Genomic DNA, 15,387 nt, shown 5'->3' with positions numbered 1-15,387 from the left:
CGGCCCCTGAAGCTGTCATGAGCTTGACGCACATTCGCAGCATGAGGACGCCCATGCGCTGGACCACCCGTATCTTCGCCGCCGCCTTGTGCGCCGCCCTGCAAGCATGCGTCACGCCGCCGCTGGCTGGGCCACCCGCCCCGACCACGGCGGTGAGGGAGGTTCGCGCGCCGGTGACCATCCTCATCTCGATCGACGGGTTCAGGCCGGACTATCGCAACCGCGGCGTGACCCCGAACCTCGATGCGTTGGCGAAGAGCGGGATCAGCGCGGCGATGCGGCCAAGCTTTCCCTCCAAGACCTTCCCCAATCACTGGACGCTGGTCACCGGATTGCGCCCGGACCGAAGCGGGATCGTCTCGAATGCGATGGAGGACGCAGCGCTGCCCGGCGTGAAGTTCACCATGGCGGACTCGCAAGATCCGTTCTGGTGGAACGCCGCCGAGCCGATCTGGGTGACGGCGGAGCGCGCCGGGGTGCGCAGCGCCACGATGTTCTGGCCGGGATCGAACGTGGCGTGGGGCGGCACCAAGGCGAAGGACAAGAAGCCGGTCGGCGGCATGCGTGCAGAGGATTGGTGGCCCTATGACATCGAAGTACCGCCCGCGCAGCGCGTGGCAGGGGCGCTCGACTGGTTGCGGCGGCCGGCGGCGACGCGGCCAAAATTCCTGACGCTCTATTTCGACACGATCGACAGCGCGGGACACACTTATGGTCCCGATGCGCCCGAAACGACCGCCGCCGTGGTCGATGTCGACGGCATGATCGGCGATCTGGTGGCAGGGTTGCGCGGGCTTGGCCAACCCGCCAACCTTGTGATCGTCGCGGATCACGGCATGGCCATGACGAGTCCGGAACGGACGGTCGCGCTGGATACCATCGCAGACCCGGCGGATTACCGGCTGTTCGAATCCGGGCCGTTTGCCAGTTTCTATCCCGTCGAAGGCCATCAGCCCGCTCTGGAAAAGGCGTTGCTTGGCAAGCACGCGCATTTCGAATGCTGGCGCAAGGCCGACATCCCCGCGCGGCTGCGGTACGGGACCAACGCGCGTATCCCGCCCTATTTTTGTCTCGCCGAAACCGGCTGGCTGCTAGCGAAGACCGCACCCAGGGAAGCGGGTGGGCGCGGCAATCACGGCTATGACAATTTCGCGCCCGATATGGCGGCGCTGTTCATCGCGAGTGGCCCCGCGATCAAACAGGCCGGAACATTGGCACCGTTCGACAATGTCGATGTCGCGCCGTTGCTCCGCGATCTGCTGGGGCTACCGGCTGGCACCGGGCTAGACGGCAATGACGCCCCGTTCCGCGCGGCGCTCGCCAAGTAGCGCTTGCGTTTGGACTCGCGCCGCTCGACATATCGGCGATGCACTATTTCGAAGATCTGGAAGTCGGCGCGACGGCGTCATTCGGTCACTATGCGGTAACGCGCGACGAGGTCGTGGCGTTTGCAGAGCGCTATGACCCGCAACCCTTTCACTTGTCGGACGAGGCCGCCGCGCAGACCCATTTCGGGCGGCTGTCGGCCAGCGGATGGCACACCTGCGCGATGATGATGGCGATGCTGGTCGAACAGATGAAGGCCACGCAACAGGCTGGTCTGGGATCACCGGGAATCGATGAACTGCGCTGGCTAAAGCCCGTCTATCCTGGTGACACCCTGCGATGCGAAAGCGAGATCATCGACAAACGCGCCTCGCAAAGCCGGCCCGAGATGGGAAGCTATCGCAGCAGAATGACGGTGCGCAATCAGGACGACGTCGCGGTGATGACGGTCGTTTCGATCGGGCTGATCAGCACGCGCCCGACCGCTTAGCGTCGGCGGCCGCGACCGGGGCGGCCCTGCACCCCATAATCGCGCCACATCGGCCGAATCTCGCGGCCAGCGCCACGCCATGTCTGATTGCGCCCTTGCCAATAGCCGCGCTGCTGCGGGTTCCAGCGGCGGCGAACGTTCTGCCGGTCGTATACGTAGATACCGGTGCCGGGATAATAGAAGTCGTTGTTCCAGCCCCAATAGGGATCGGCGCGATAGCCACCGTAATATGGGTCCCACGTGTTCGCGACGCCGTACCCCGCCGAGACGCCGCCATAGCCGTAGCCGTCATTACAGCCCGACAGGGCGCCAGCCGAAAGCAAGGCTGCGGCGGCGAGCGAAAGTTTGACGATCGACATGGGCGGTTCCTTGGCGCTCGAGCCGAGCGCGCTTCGGAAAGTCAACGATCGACGGTGCCGCGCGTTCCGCGCCGCGGATCAGTGCCCCTCGAACGCCACCAGCGAGTCGACCGTCAGTCCGTCGGCACGAAGCGCCTCAGCGCCGCCGAGTTCGGGCAGATCAACCAGGAATTGCGATTGCTCCACCACCGCGCCGGCCTTGCGTAGCAGCCGGACTGCGGCCCGTGCGGTGCCGCCGGTGGCGATCAAATCGTCGACCAGCAGAACGCGCTGGCCGGGGACGAGCGCGTCCTCATGCATCGCGATCCGGTCGGTGCCATATTCCAGCGCATAATCCTCGGCGATCGTCGCGCCGGGGAGTTTGCCGTCCTTGCGGATCAGCAGAACGCCCGCGTTGAGCGGGGCGGCCAGGGCTGCGGCGAAGATGAAGCCGCGCGCCTCAATCCCGGCAACAAGATCGACCGGGCCGTGCGTCGCGGCTGCCATGCGTTCGATCGCGGCGGCGAAGCCTGCGGGATCGAGCAGCAGCGTGGTGATGTCACGGAACTGGATGCCGGGCTTGGGAAAGTCCGGGATCGTGCGGATCAGCGCGCGGAGATCGGCGTTGCGGTCGTCAGTGTCGGCCACGAAGCCCTCGCTCGCTACTCTCGACTAGCCCCCCCATGATCATCCCCGCTTTGGCGAAGACGACAATGGAGGGGCGGGTCGTTCCAGTCTCAGTGCTTAATGTCGCGCCAGATGTTCTGGTACGCGCCGTAGGTAAGCAGCGTGAAGAAGGCGATAAACGCCAGGACCGCGAGACCATAGCCATGCCGGGTCGGCAGGTTCGGCTCCGCTGCCCACGCCAGGAACGCCGAAACGTCGGCCGACATCTGCTTCACGGTCGGCTTTGTGCCGTCGAGATACGTCACCTGACCGTCCTGCGCGAGCGGTGGCGGCATCGCGAGGTTCAACGTCGGGAAGTAGCGGTTGAAATAGAGCCCGTCGGGGGTCTTTGCATCCGGATACTTCTTCAGCATCTCGGCCGGCGGTTCGCCATAGCCGGTCAGCAGCGAGTAGACATAGGCCGGGCCATCATGCCGCGCCTTGGTGATCAACGAGAGATCTGGCGGATTGCCCTGACCGGGATAATAAACGGTCGGGAAATAGTCGGCTGGCGTGTTCGGCCGTTCGACCGTGTCGCCCGACTTCGGATCGACGTCCTTGGCCTTGGTCGCCCAATCGGCCGCGAACTTCTTCACCTGTGCCGCCGAATAGCCGATCTGCGTCAGGTCGCGGAAAGCGACGTGCTTGAGCGAATGGCAGTTGGCGCAGACTTCCTTGTACACCTGCAGCCCGCGCTGCAGCTGGCGGTTGTCATACGTGCCGAGCAGGCCGTTGGAAGCCAGTGCGACTTCCTTGGGATGGAGATGGAATTCCTCTGCTGCGGTTTCAGCCGGGGGATCAGTGATGTAGCCCTGAACCGACCAGAACAGCGCCCAGGCCAGGACGGCAACGATGCCGGCCCCGATGAGGATTGCGATTGCGCGAAGCATTGCTCGTATAACCCTTTATTCAGCCGGAACCGGGCTACCGCTGAATGCGGTATGTGCCGGCGACGTGCCACCCTTCTTCGCCAGAACCGCCTCGGTGATCGAGTTGGGCAATGGCCGCGGACGCTCCATCCGCGAAACGATGGGCAGGATGATGAGGAAGTGCGCGAAATAATAAGCCGCGCTGATCTGGCTCGCCATGACGATACCCGGCGTCGCCGCCGAACCACCGCACCAACCCAGCACCGCGATATCGGCCACCAGCACCCAAAAGAAGATGCGGTAGGTCGGGCGATAATTGGACGAGCGCACCGGCGAGCTGTCCAGCCATGGGAGGAAGAACAGCAGCAGGATCGACCCGAACATCGCGAGCACGCCGAGCAGCTTTGCGGGCACGAACACGAAGTCAACGGTGAAGGCGCGCAGGATCGCGTAGAACGGCCAGAAATACCATTCCGGAACGATGTGCGCCGGTGTCGAAAGCGAATTGGCCGGGATGTAGTTGTCGGGGTGGCCGAGCAAATTTGGCGCGAAGAAGATCAGCGACGCGAAAATGAACAGGAACACGCCGAGCCCGAAGCCGTCCTTGGCGGTATAGTAAGGATGGAACGGAACCGTGTCCTGCTCGCCCTTTACGTCCACGCCGGTCGGGTTGTTCGAACCCGGAATGTGCAGCGCCCAGATGTGCAGGATGATGACGCCCGCAATCACGAACGGCAGCAGATAGTGGAGCGAGAAGAAGCGGTTGAGCGCGGCGTTGTCGGGCGCATATCCGCCAAGCAGCCAGATGCGGATCGATTCGCCTACCACGGGTATCGCCGAGAAGAAGCCGGTGATCACCTGCGCGCCCCAGAAGCTCATCTGACCCCAGGGAAGGACATAGCCCATGAAGGCGGTGGCCATCATGAGCAAGAAGATCGTGACGCCGAGCAGCCAGATCATCTCCCGCGGAGCCTTGTACGATCCGTAGAAAAGGCCGCGGAAAATGTGGATGTAGACGACGATGAAGAACATCGAGGCGCCGTTCGCGTGCGCATAGCGCAGGAACCAGCCGGCGTTGACGTCGCGCATGATGTGTTCGACCGAATCGAACGCCACGCCGCCATTGGCCGCATAATGCATCGCCAGCACGATGCCGGTGATGATCTGAATACCAAGCGCCGCACCCGCGAGCACGCCGAAGTTCCAGAAATAGTTGAGGTTGCGCGGCACGGGGTAACCCGCACCGACCGCGCCATAAACCAGACGCGGGAGCGGCAAGCGCTCATCGATCCACTTGGTGAAGCCGTTAGACGGCGCGTAATGCTTGGCCCAGGGGAAGCTCATATCCGTTGTCCTCAACCCACCGTTATCGTTGTCGGTGATGTGAACTTATAGTCGGGCACCGCGAGATTTTTCGGGGCCGGACCTTTGCGAATGCGCGCAGCGGTGTCGTATTGCGAACCGTGGCACGGACAGAAATAGCCGCCATATTGGCCGCGATCTTCGCCACTGGTGATCCCCTGCGGGATGCAGCCAAGGTGGGTGCAGACGCCGAGCGTGACGAGCCAGTTCTTCTGACCCTTGGTGCGCTGTTCGAGCGTCTCCGGGTCGCGCAGCGACTTCACGTCGACCTTGTCGGCCTCAGCGATTTCCACTGGCGTCAGGTTGCGCACGAACAGCGGCTGTTTTCGGAAGGAGACCGTGATGCCCTGCCCGGCTTCGATCTTCGACAGATCGACATCGGTGGTCGACAGCGCGAGCACGTCGGCCGATGGGTTCATCTGGTTGACCAGTGGCACGACGATCGCGATCGCGCCGACACCGGCGGCACTGACCGCAGCGATGCTCAGGAAATCGCGACGGCGTGGTTCGCCTTCGGGATGCGCCCCGTGCGTGCTCACTTCGTGCTGACTGGGAATTTCGAGGGTATTTCCGCTTGCCATCCACTTGCCCTTGCACTTCGCCCGCCCGCCGAATGCGGCGCGGATGAACGAAAAATTCGACATGGCCACCCGCGAAGGATGCGCGGGGATGCCTCACGCGCCGCACGAGTGGCGGCACTTGTCGCCCTGTTAGACGCGAGAGGGCCATTTTGCCAACAGGATTTTGCCATCTTTTTAAGCGGTGATATCAGGGAAAATGCGTATTGCCCTGTACCAACCCGAAATCGCCGGAAACGTCGGTGCCATTCTGCGCCTCGGCGCGTGCCTTGACACGGGAATCGACGTGATCGAGCCGACCAGTTTCACCTGGAGCGAAAAGGCGCTTGCCCGCTCCGGCATGGATTATGCCCATGTCGTCGACGTGCGTCGCCATGCCGATTGGGACGCGTTCCACGCTCAGGTCGCCGGTCGCATCGTCTTGCTGACCACCCGCGGCGGCGTGCGACTCGATTCGGCGGAATTCCGCGCCGACGATGTGCTGCTGATGGGATCGGAGGGGAGCGGCGTTCCCGACGATGTTCACGCGCGCGCCGACGTTCAGGTGCGGATTCCACTTGCGGCGGGGATGCGTTCGCTGAATGTCGCGGTCGCGGCGGGAATCGCGCTCGCCGAAGCGTTACGACAAACACAAGGGTGGCCGGAATGATCGAACTCGACACGGAACAGGCAGAAGCACGCACTTGGTTCGAACATTTGCGCGACCTGATCTGCGCCGAATTCGTGAGCATCGAGCGGGAGGCCGGGTCGGACGCCGACTTCGACTATACCCCGTGGGACCGCCCCAATCCCGATGGCTCCCCCGGTGGCGGCGGCGTGCGCGGCGTAATGAAGGGCAAGGTCTTCGAAAAGGTCGGGGTCAACGTCTCGACCGTCGGCGGCGCGTTCGAGGGCGACTTCGCGAAAACGATCCACGGCGCGGCCGAGGATCCGACCTTCTTCGCCACCGGCATCAGCCTGGTCGCGCACATGGCGAACCCGCACGTGCCCGCAGTGCACATGAACACGCGCTTCCTGGTAACCACCAAGCGCTGGTTCGGCGGCGGTGCCGATCTCAACCCGCCGCTTCCCTATGACGAGGATACCGCCGATTTCCACGCGGTGATGAAGGCCGCCTGCGACCCGCATGGCGCTGATTATTACGATCGCTATTCGAAATGGGCGGATGAGTATTTCTACATCCCCCATCGGAAGGTGCATCGCGGCGTCGGCGGTCTGTTCTGCGATCATCTCGAAGGCGATTTTGCGGCCAATTTCGCCTTCATCAAGGATATCGGTCGTGGCTTTCTCGACAGCTATCCGCGGATCGTGCGGCGGCGGATGAACACGCCCTTCACCCCCGCCGACACCGCGCAGATGCTCGAATGGCGCGGGCGCTATGCTGAATTCAACTTGGTCTATGATCGCGGAACGCTGTTCGGTCTCAAGACCGGCGGTAATATCGATGCGATCCTGATGAGCTTGCCGCCGCTCGCGACATGGTCGTGACATCGGGGTTATGAGATGGGTCTGATCCCGGTCCGCGACGACGAGGTCGCGACGATCGTCACGACGCTGGAGATGCGGACCAAGCCACCGCTGCGCCCGCTCCCGTCCTCGCCGCTGCGACTCGTCGCGTGGGACCGGCCGAGCGTGGAGAAATACCGCGCGCTGTTCCGGCGAGTCGGCGCGCCGTGGCTGTGGTTCTCGCGATTGGTGATGGCGGAGCGGCAGTTGCTCGACGTCATCCACGATCCGGGTGTGTCGGTCTACGCCGTGGTCGATCGCGCGGGGATCGAGGTCGGCATGCTCGAACTCGACTTCCGCGAACCGCGCACGTGCGAGCTCTCCTATTTCGCGCTCATCCCCGAACTGGCGGGCAAAGGTCTCGGTCGCTGGCTGATGGCCGAGGCGCTGTCACGGGCGTGGGTGAAGGGGATCGACCGGGTATGGGTCCACACCTGCACGCTCGACCATCCCTCGGCGCTCAATTTTTACCGCGCGCAGGGATTCGTCGCGGTCAAGCGCACGGTCGAGACCTTTCCCGATCCGCGCATCAGCGGGCATCTGCCGCCCGATGTCGCGCCTCAGGTGCCGCTGCTGAGCCGCCGGTAAAGCGCGACTTCGATCAGGATCGCGGCGATTACGCCGAGTGTTCGGCCAAGGCCGACCCCGATATCAAGCAACGCGGCCACGATCGGATTGGCCATCGGCGCGCCGTCCATCGCCGTGCCGAGCATTTGAAATGGCATTGCGAGCAAATCGCCGCCGAGCAGCGGCACCGCAGCCAACGCGAGCAGCACCAACCCGTGCCCGCGCGTCAAGGCGAAGCTGCGCCGCCATGCCGCGACCACACCGATCGGGCGTTCCGCGACGAAGAGCGGACCGATCGGCATCAACCGCCCCTTGAGGTACAGCCCCGGTATCAGCAGCAGCAAAGTGGCGATATTCACCGGGAACGTGACGCTGAGTGCCAGCAGGACGTAGCGCGGCAGGAGTCCGATCGCGCTCGACAGCGCGCTCGCGACATGGGGCCGGTCACGATCAGCGTAAAGCAGGAACAGCACGAGTGCGCCGAACACCGAAACGAGCGAGAGGCCTAACAGCAGCAGATCGTTCTGCCGCGACCAGATCGTCACTGCCTCGATCCAGGCTTGCAAGGCGACCGTATCCGAACCCGATGCCGGGAGCGGCGGCGGCGCGGTGACGAACATCGCCTGTGCAATCTCAGGCACCAGGATCAGCCCGCCACCGACGCCGATCAATAGCTCGCGGTCGCGCTTCGCCATGGCCCAGGCGTCACTCAGGACGCTGGCTACATTCAAGGTCATGCCGCCTCGACGATCGCCTCGCGCGCATCGCGCGTCGCCAAGTACAATTTCGCCACGAACGCCGTCGCCAGAACCGAGAAGATCGTCGACGTCGCCGCCACGACGATATGCGTCAGCACCGAGGCCAGCGTGACTGCCCCTTCCCCCCCGATCAACAGGCGAAATACGCTGCCGAACACCGTGTTCGCCGCCGCCGATGCGACCCAAGAGACGATCGCGTAAAGCAGGATCAGGCCGATCACTTTCCAGCCGATGCGGCGCGTCAGGACGAACGCGCGCCCGTACACGCCGAACCCGCGCCGCTCCATCACCATGATCGGCGTGATCAGCAGGACGAAGCGGGCATAAGCCCACAACAGGAATGGCACCAACACCAGGAAATACAGGCCGGCGAAACGTACTCCGCCCGCATTGGTCGGCGGTGCAGGCTGCCGCCCGGCGGCGAGCGCGGTCATGTCCATACCGCTCATGCCCAGCGCGACGCCGATCGGCATGACGAGGACCAGCACGATCAGCGCGGTGAGCAGGCTGATGCCAAGAACCGGCAGGAAGCGACGGTTGGCGGTGGCGACCGCGGCACTGCGCCCGGCTGGCGGATCGAAGGCGAGCGCGGTGATCGCGATGCCGCCCCAGATCGTGACTAGCGACAGCACAAGCACGATAACCCCGATTGTCAGATCCGCGATTTGCCCGTCCGACTTCATCAGCGGCATGAGATTGCCGAGCAACGTCAGCGGCACGAAAATGCCGAGCAAGGCAATCGGCGTGACGGAGGCCAGATTGTCGCTGAGAAATTCGGTAGTGCGGTCCCACACGGTGCTCATCGTCGCAATCACGTCGGCCGTCTCCCCCGGAAGTTGCATGGCTGTTAGCGCAAGCCCGGTGCGCTTGCCAATGACTTGCGTTGGGAATGCGGCTGCACCATTTCCCGGAAGTGACGATGATTCCCGACAGCATCGAATGGCGCGTCGCGCCAGCACCCGTGCCCTATGCCGAGGCGCTGGCCGAGATGGAGGCCCGCGCCACCGCCGTTGCGAACGGCGAGGCGCGCGAACTGATTTGGCTGCTCGAGCATCCGCCCGTCTATACCGGCGGCACCAGCGCAGATCCCGCCGACTTGCGCGACCCGCGCTTTCCGGTCGTGCAGACCGGGCGTGGCGGGCGCTATACCTATCACGGCCCGGGGCAGCGCATCGGCTACGTCGTGCTCGACCTCAACAAGCGCGGGCGCGACGTGCGCCGCTATGTCCATGCACTCGAAGGCTGGGTGATCGACACGCTGGGCGATCTCGGGATCGCGGCGTTCCGCGCCGATGGCCGGGTCGGCATCTGGACCCATGTGCCCGATCCGCTGGGCAGCGACGGTGTCGCCGAGGCCAAGATCGGTGCGATCGGTGTGCGCATTCGGCGGTGGGTGACGCTTCACGGCTTTTCAGTGAACCTTGCCCCGAATTTGTCCCATTTCGACGGTATTGTGCCCTGTGGACTAGCAGATTTCGGCGTAACGAGCGCCGAACGGATCGGCGGACCGGCCGATTTCGGGACGTTCGACGCGGCGCTAGCGCGCCGTTTCGGGGCGTTTCTCGATACTCATTCTTTGGGCTGACAAATCTGGGCTTGAGGGCTTGGCGAATCCCGGCTAATGTCCACTACGGTTTGGGTATTAAAGGTCTCGAGGCCAACCAAATCCATTATCTAGGGAGCTTTCCAATGCGTGCATTCATTTCCAAGGTCGCTGCTGGTTCGATGATCGCTGTTGCAGCGATTGCCATTTCGGCTTGCACCCCCAAGACCGAGACGACGACGACCGACAACACGATGGTCACCGACATGAATTCGACCGACACGATGACCACCAACGACACCATGACCGCCACCGATGGCGCAATGGCGAACGACGGTGCGATGATGTCGAACGACACCATGATGACGTCGAACACCACGACCACGACGACCGAGAACAAGATGTAATCCTTCCCACCAGGGAAAGATTGTATCGAGGGCCGCCCGGGCAACCGGGCGGCCCTTTCGATTCCGGCTCCTTCCAGTCCGGCCTTCTTGATTCCGATCTATGGGATTTGTGGACCGCGCTCTTGACGTCGCGGCGTCAAATTCGAAAGATGGACGGATTCGAAAAAGGATTTGGGTCGCGCGGCGAAACGCCGTAACCGCGATACCGAAGATGAGAGGCAGAGAATGACCGTGTTGCGTACCCTTGCCGTGACCAGCGCGCTTGCCATGGCTGCGCTTGCCACTCCGGCGTCAGCCCAATTCTATTTCCAGTCGCACGACATGAGCGGCCCGCCGATCCGCGGCGATGAACCCGGCCTGCCGACGCTGCCCGGCGCCACCGCCGATGAAGTCCGCGCCAATCTGGTGTGGAATATGCGCTCGGCGCTTAACGTCGCGGCGCTGCAATGCCAGTTCGAACCGAGCCTGCTGACGGTCGAAAATTACAACATCGCGCTGGCCAATCACAAAGACGAGTTCAAGAAATCGTTCGATACGTTGGTCAAATATTTCACGCGTACGGCGAAGGGCGCAAAGCCCGGGCAGACCGCGATGGACCGCTACGGCACGCGCACCTATTCGGCCTTCACCACGGTCGGCGCGCAATATGGATTTTGCCAGACTGCCGCACAGGTTGCGACCGCCGCCGCTTATGCACCGCGCGGCGCGGTGTATCAGGTCGCGATGAACAATATGAGTGCAATGCGCAACGCGCTGGTGCCGTGGGGAGAGGAGCGTTTCCCGCGCTATGTCCGGATCGACACGCGCGTGTGGATGCCGCGGCTCGACGACGCCTGCTGGGACCGGCGCGGCCGCTGGCAGGACCGCAAATGCGGCTCCTTCGCGCTGACGTTGCGCTAAGCGAGGGTCAGCGCAGTCCCAGCGTTTTGTGCGATTGCAGTGTCAATCGCCATTTCGGCCGCGCGAGCACGAGATCGATCGCGGCGGCGTGATTGGCCGCTGCATCGACGCTGTCGAGCGGCTGGATCAGATGGTGCACGAAATCCCAGCGCTCCAGCGCCTCTACGTCGCTGCCGACTTGCGGCCAGACGAGTTTGAGCTCGTCGCCGCGGCGCTGCACGACCTCGCTCCCCGCCTTGGGGCTGATGCAGACCCAGTCGATGCCGGGATGGACCGGCAGCGTCCCGTTGCTCTCGATCGCAATTTCGAACCCGGCGGCGTGGAGCGCATCGACCAGCGCATCGTCGACCTGCAGCATCGGTTCGCCCCCGGTCAGCACGACGAAGCGCTCCGCCGCCCCTGCCCCCCAGAAGCCTTGCACCGCAGCGGCAAGCGCCCCGGCATCGGCGAACTTTCCGCCGCCTGCGCCATCCGTCCCGACGAAATCGGTGTCGCAGAAGCGGCACACCGCGGTCGCGCGGTCCTGCTCGCGACCCGACCACAGGTTGCACCCGGCAAAGCGCACGAACACCGCGCGGCGGCCGGCCTGAACGCCCTCCCCCTGCAGCGTCAGGAACATTTCCTTGACGGTGTAGCTCACCGCCTCAGACCGCGTAGCGGGTGGGATCGGGCAAGCCCGCCTCCACGAACCCCTTCTTGCGCAAGCGGCAGCTATCGCACTCACCGCAATGCAGCCCGCCCGGCGCCGGATCGTAGCACGACCAGCTCATCCCGGCATCAAGCCCCAACCGCGACGCCTCGCGCGCGATATCGGCCTTGGTCATGTTCTGGAGTGGCGCATGGATGCGGAACGGCGCGCCCTCGACCCCGGCCTTAGTGGCGAGTTCGGCCAGCCCTTCAAATGCCGCAATGAATTCGGGGCGGCAATCGGGATAGCCCGAATAATCGAGCGCGTTGACGCCGATATACAGGTCGCGCGCGCCCGCTGCCTCCGCCCAGCCGAGTGCGAGGCTCAGGAAAATCGTATTCCGTGCCGGCACATAGGTGATCGGGATGCCAGGCTGTACGCCACCCTTCGGCACGGCGATATCGGCGGTCAGCGCCGAGCCGCCGAAGGCCGATAGATCGAGCGGAAGGACGACATGGCGCACCGCGCCGAGTGCATTCGCAATGCGCCGGGCAGAGGCGAGTTCGAGCCGGTGGCGCTGATTGTAATCGACCGACAGCGCGAGCAGGCCATGCCCGTCTTCACGTGCGCGCGCCGCGGCCACCATCGAATCGAGGCCGCCCGACACCAGCACGACTGCCAGTGACGTGACCGGAGAGGTCGTTTCAAGTGTCATGATGGCCCCGGGCTAGCCCCAAATGCCCGCCTTCGCAAGCCGCGCAAAAAAACGGGCCGCCCTAGAGCGACCCAGTGGGCGCCCGTCGCCGGGCAATCAGGGAGAAACGTGCCATCCAAAAATTTGCACGTCCCGCTCTACCGCCAAGTCGTAAACCGCCGCTTAACGGGCGGCAGCGCTCGCCGGGCACGCGCCGACGCGACGCGCCTCATATTGTTCCTCGAACGGGGCGCCGTTGATGATGCCCTGCGTATCGAGGCTGAAGTTGCGCGCGGTCGTCACCTTCACGCTGGTCTGGCCATGCCCGGTGCCCGGGCAGGTGAAATGCACCGTCGCCAGATTGGCCTCGTTCGCGATGACGAAGCGTTGGCATTGCAGCGTGCCATGGCCGTATTGGATCAACGTATCGGCATCGGAGATGCACAGCGTGCTTGGCGCCGCGCTCGATCCGGCGGTTTTGAGCTGCCACTGTCCAGGTTCGATCTTGGTCAGCGCGGAAAGCGTCGGCGCGCGCGCCGGGGCCGCCACTGCCAAACCGCCCGCCATCAAAACGCCCGCGCCAGCCAGGCGCACCACGATGCCCATTCGCATAACTCAACCTGCCCGCTGTCCCCGCCCACGCATTACCGTGGTTTAGCGTCCGTCCATAGCATGTTTCGGACAGGGCAGCGACGAACAATATCGATCACGTAACGATATCGGCGCTATCACGCGCGGCCGGCGTTACCGGGAATTTCCGCGCGCAGAACGCGCAATCGACGAAGATCGTGCCCGTTTCATCCGCCATCGCCTGCTGTTCCTCCGCCGGGAATTTGGCGAGGACTTGCGCGATATAGTCGGGCGAGCAGCGGCAGCCGCGGACCAACGCGGTGTCGCCGTGCAGGCGCACTTCGCTTTCCTCGTTGAACAGCCGCCACACCAACGTCTCGAGCGGCAGTGCCGGATCGGCCAATTCCTCGGCCTTCATCGTCTGGCCGAGGATCGCGACATGCTCCCATTCGGGATGATCGAGCCGGGTGTGGAGCCGCTCGCGCCCATCCTCGCCCTCGGGGAGATGCTGCAGCAGCAGACCGCCCGCGACGCGCCCGCCGACACCGACGCGCACCAGCGTCGGGATCTGTTCGGACTGGAGAAAATAATGCTCCGCCGCTGCACTCAAGGAATCACCGTCGAGCGGGACGATGCCCTGATACCGCTCCCCCGTGGTCGCCTGATCGAAGGTGATCGCGAGATAGCCCGCCCCGAACAAGGCGAACAGGCTGGGGTTCTCGGGCGCGGTGGCAAGGCGCTCGGCATCGTACTGGACGTAGCCGCGCAGCTCGCCGCCTTTATAGTCGCACACCAGCAGCGTGACGATGCCGGTTTGCGTTTGCGCCTGCAGCGTCAGTTGCCCACCGGCATCCTTGAGCGTCGAACCGATCAGCGCCGCCAGCGTCAGCGCCTCGGCGAGCAGCGCCTCGATCGGCGCGGGATAGGCGTGCGCAGATAGGATCGTGTCGAGCACCGGGCCAAGCCGCACGATCCGCCCGCGCGCGTGGCGATCGGGAATGGTGAAGCCGAGCGCGCGGTCGGTGTCGGTAGAAGCGGCGTGGTCCATAAAATCCGTTCGGCCCCGGACCTGATCCGGGGCTGTCGAAGCCCTCCTCTCCGCATCCACGACCATCGCGAATGGAGAGGGCCCTTCGACAAGCTCAGGGCGAACGGACTTGGGTGTTCGCTCAATACATAGGCTTCAACTGCCCCCGATCAACCGATCTGCCCGAAGCACCAGCGCAGCACTGATTTCTGCGCGTGCAGGCGGTTCTCCGCCTCGGCCCAGATCAGCGATTGCGGTCCGTCGATCACCTCCGCCGTCACTTCCTCGCCGCGATGCGCGGGGAGGCAGTGGAGGAACTTCGCGTCCGGGCTGGCCTTCGCCATCAACGCGGCATCGACCTGATAGGGCAGCATCGCGCGCAGTTTCGTATCGGCATGATCCTGCCCCATCGAAATCCACGTGTCGGTGACGATCACGTCCGCGCCCTCGACCGCCTCCACCGCCGTGCCCACGACGCGCGCACGACCCTTGCCCAGCGCAACATCCTGCTCCGGCGGCATGAAGCCTTGCGGGCATGCCGCGACGACGTCGAAATGCATCAGCCCGGCCGCCTCCATGATCGAAGCGAGCACATTGTTGCCATCGCCCAGCCACGCGACCTTGAGGCCCGGCAGCGGCTTGCCCGCTTCGATAATCGTCAGCAGATCAGCCATGATCTGGCACGGGTGCGACGTGTCGGTCAGGCCGTTGATGACGGGAATGGTCGCATGATGCGCCATTTCCTTGAGCTTCGCATGATCATCGGTTCGCAGCATGATCGCGTCGCAATAGCCCGACAGCACGCGCGCTGTATCGGCAACGGTCTCGCCGCGGCCGAGCTGCGTGGTGCCGGAATCGAGCACCACCGAGCTGCCGCCAAGCTGGCGGATCGCCATGTCGAACGACACGCGGGTGCGCGTCGAATTCTTTTCGAAGACCATCGCCAGCGTGTGGCCGGCGAGCGGCGCATCGGCATCGGGCTTGCCCTTGGGCCAGCCGACCCGCGCAGCCTTGCGGTCGAGCGCATCGGCCAGCATCGCGGCGACCCCGTCCGGGCCGGCGTCGGTGAGCGAAAGGAAATGCCGCATCTCTAAAATCCTCCCCGCCACGGGGAGGGGGACCGTTCGCGTTCTTCACGCGAATGGTGGAGGGGTAGTT

At 64.2% G+C, this 15,387-nt stretch carries 20 protein-coding genes; 8 read left to right on the top strand and 12 right to left on the bottom strand.

From position 1 onward, the window contains the following. Positions 1-53: 53 nt before the first annotated feature. Both HMP06_RS00855 and HMP06_RS00850 read left to right on the top strand, forming a co-directional pair. Positions 54-1,328 (top strand): alkaline phosphatase family protein, encoded by a 1,275-nt coding sequence (locus tag HMP06_RS00855; RefSeq protein WP_176495376.1) that lies wholly within the window; start codon positions 54-56, stop codon positions 1,326-1,328. A 38-nt stretch (positions 1,329-1,366) separates the two neighbouring features. Beyond that, positions 1,367-1,816: a MaoC family dehydratase gene (locus HMP06_RS00850; protein ID WP_176495375.1), complete on the top strand. Its 450-nt coding sequence runs from the start codon at positions 1,367-1,369 to the stop codon at positions 1,814-1,816. Here the strand turns inward: HMP06_RS00850 and HMP06_RS00845 are convergent. The 5 genes from HMP06_RS00845 to petA all read right to left on the bottom strand — a co-directional run bounded on the left by HMP06_RS00845 (position 1,813) and on the right by petA (position 5,632). Further along, a complete protein-coding gene (locus HMP06_RS00845; protein ID WP_176495374.1) occupies positions 1,813-2,175 on the bottom strand; it encodes a hypothetical protein in 363 nt (120 codons plus the stop codon). The two genes, HMP06_RS00850 and HMP06_RS00845, sit on opposite strands and share 4 nt — an antisense overlap. 78 nt (positions 2,176-2,253) lie before the next feature. Beyond that, positions 2,254-2,802, bottom strand: a complete 549-nt coding sequence (locus tag HMP06_RS00840) for an adenine phosphoribosyltransferase (RefSeq protein ID WP_176495373.1) — start codon at positions 2,800-2,802, stop codon at positions 2,254-2,256. An 89-nt stretch (positions 2,803-2,891) separates the two neighbouring features. Further along, positions 2,892-3,710 carry a cytochrome c1 gene (locus HMP06_RS00835; RefSeq protein WP_176495372.1) on the bottom strand — a complete coding sequence of 273 codons (819 nt, stop codon included), beginning with the start codon at positions 3,708-3,710 and terminating at the stop codon, positions 2,892-2,894. A gap of 15 nt (positions 3,711-3,725) precedes the next feature. Continuing rightward, positions 3,726-5,033, bottom strand: a complete 1,308-nt coding sequence (locus HMP06_RS00830; RefSeq protein WP_176495371.1) for a cytochrome b — start codon at positions 5,031-5,033, stop codon at positions 3,726-3,728. 11 nt (positions 5,034-5,044) lie between these two features. Next, the gene (petA, locus tag HMP06_RS00825; RefSeq protein WP_176498313.1) at positions 5,045-5,632 is read right to left on the bottom strand and encodes a ubiquinol-cytochrome c reductase iron-sulfur subunit; all 588 of its coding nucleotides are present in this window, start codon (positions 5,630-5,632) and stop codon (positions 5,045-5,047) included. Positions 5,633-5,828: 196 nt separating this feature from the next. On the opposite strand from petA, the gene HMP06_RS00820 reads away from it, so the two are divergent. Genes HMP06_RS00820 through HMP06_RS00810 form a run of 3 tightly spaced genes read left to right on the top strand, consistent with a single transcriptional unit; the run spans position 5,829 to position 7,723 of the window. Further along, complete coding sequence (locus HMP06_RS00820; RefSeq protein ID WP_176495370.1) at positions 5,829-6,278, top strand: tRNA (cytidine(34)-2'-O)-methyltransferase; 450 nt, start codon at positions 5,829-5,831, stop codon at positions 6,276-6,278. Continuing rightward, positions 6,275-7,117 carry an oxygen-dependent coproporphyrinogen oxidase gene (hemF, locus tag HMP06_RS00815; protein WP_176495369.1) on the top strand — a complete coding sequence of 281 codons (843 nt, stop codon included), beginning with the start codon at positions 6,275-6,277 and terminating at the stop codon, positions 7,115-7,117. The genes HMP06_RS00820 and hemF overlap by 4 nt, the downstream gene beginning before the upstream one ends. Before the next feature lie 15 nt (positions 7,118-7,132). Continuing rightward, the gene (locus HMP06_RS00810) at positions 7,133-7,723 is read left to right on the top strand and encodes a GNAT family N-acetyltransferase (RefSeq protein ID WP_176495368.1); all 591 of its coding nucleotides are present in this window, start codon (positions 7,133-7,135) and stop codon (positions 7,721-7,723) included. On the opposite strand, the gene HMP06_RS00805 is transcribed toward HMP06_RS00810, so the two are convergent. Next, entirely contained in the window at positions 7,696-8,439 is a 744-nt protein-coding gene (locus HMP06_RS00805) for a hypothetical protein (protein ID WP_176495367.1), read from the bottom strand. The two genes, HMP06_RS00810 and HMP06_RS00805, sit on opposite strands and share 28 nt — an antisense overlap. Next, positions 8,436-9,302 (bottom strand): hypothetical protein, encoded by an 867-nt coding sequence (locus HMP06_RS00800; protein WP_232089797.1) that lies wholly within the window; start codon positions 9,300-9,302, stop codon positions 8,436-8,438. Before HMP06_RS00800 ends, HMP06_RS00805 begins: the two co-directional genes overlap by 4 nt. Before the next feature lie 47 nt (positions 9,303-9,349). Here HMP06_RS00800 and lipB point away from each other — a divergent pair, with 47 nt between their 5' ends. From lipB to HMP06_RS00785, 3 genes are all read left to right on the top strand, one after another. Continuing rightward, on the top strand, positions 9,350-10,045 hold the full coding sequence (lipB, locus tag HMP06_RS00795) for a lipoyl(octanoyl) transferase LipB (RefSeq protein WP_176495366.1): 696 nt from the start codon (positions 9,350-9,352) through the stop codon (positions 10,043-10,045). Positions 10,046-10,149: 104 nt separating this feature from the next. Continuing rightward, complete coding sequence (locus HMP06_RS00790; protein ID WP_176495365.1) at positions 10,150-10,410, top strand: hypothetical protein; 261 nt, start codon at positions 10,150-10,152, stop codon at positions 10,408-10,410. A 225-nt stretch (positions 10,411-10,635) separates the two neighbouring features. Beyond that, positions 10,636-11,310 (top strand): hypothetical protein, encoded by a 675-nt coding sequence (locus HMP06_RS00785; protein WP_176495364.1) that lies wholly within the window; start codon positions 10,636-10,638, stop codon positions 11,308-11,310. Between the two features lie 7 nt (positions 11,311-11,317). Here HMP06_RS00785 and queE read toward each other — a convergent pair whose 3' ends face one another. From queE to argF, 5 genes are all read right to left on the bottom strand, one after another. Further along, entirely contained in the window at positions 11,318-11,950 is a 633-nt protein-coding gene (queE, locus tag HMP06_RS00780; protein WP_176495363.1) for a 7-carboxy-7-deazaguanine synthase, read from the bottom strand. Between the two features lie 4 nt (positions 11,951-11,954). Next, a complete protein-coding gene (gene queC, locus HMP06_RS00775) occupies positions 11,955-12,653 on the bottom strand; it encodes a 7-cyano-7-deazaguanine synthase QueC (protein ID WP_176495362.1) in 699 nt (232 codons plus the stop codon). A gap of 162 nt (positions 12,654-12,815) precedes the next feature. Continuing rightward, the gene (locus tag HMP06_RS00770) at positions 12,816-13,244 is read right to left on the bottom strand and encodes a DUF3617 domain-containing protein (RefSeq protein ID WP_176495361.1); all 429 of its coding nucleotides are present in this window, start codon (positions 13,242-13,244) and stop codon (positions 12,816-12,818) included. 94 nt (positions 13,245-13,338) lie between these two features. Continuing rightward, positions 13,339-14,250: an Hsp33 family molecular chaperone HslO gene (hslO, locus tag HMP06_RS00765; RefSeq protein WP_176495360.1), complete on the bottom strand. Its 912-nt coding sequence runs from the start codon at positions 14,248-14,250 to the stop codon at positions 13,339-13,341. A gap of 149 nt (positions 14,251-14,399) precedes the next feature. Beyond that, a complete protein-coding gene (gene argF / locus HMP06_RS00760; RefSeq protein ID WP_176495359.1) occupies positions 14,400-15,317 on the bottom strand; it encodes an ornithine carbamoyltransferase in 918 nt (305 codons plus the stop codon). Positions 15,318-15,387: the final 70 nt, after the last annotated feature.

Origin of the sequence: Sphingomonas sp. HMP6 (assembly GCF_013374095.1) — a bacterium.
GTDB lineage: Bacteria > Pseudomonadota > Alphaproteobacteria > Sphingomonadales > Sphingomonadaceae > Sphingomonas.
This window is presented reverse-complemented; position numbering and strand designations above follow the sequence as displayed.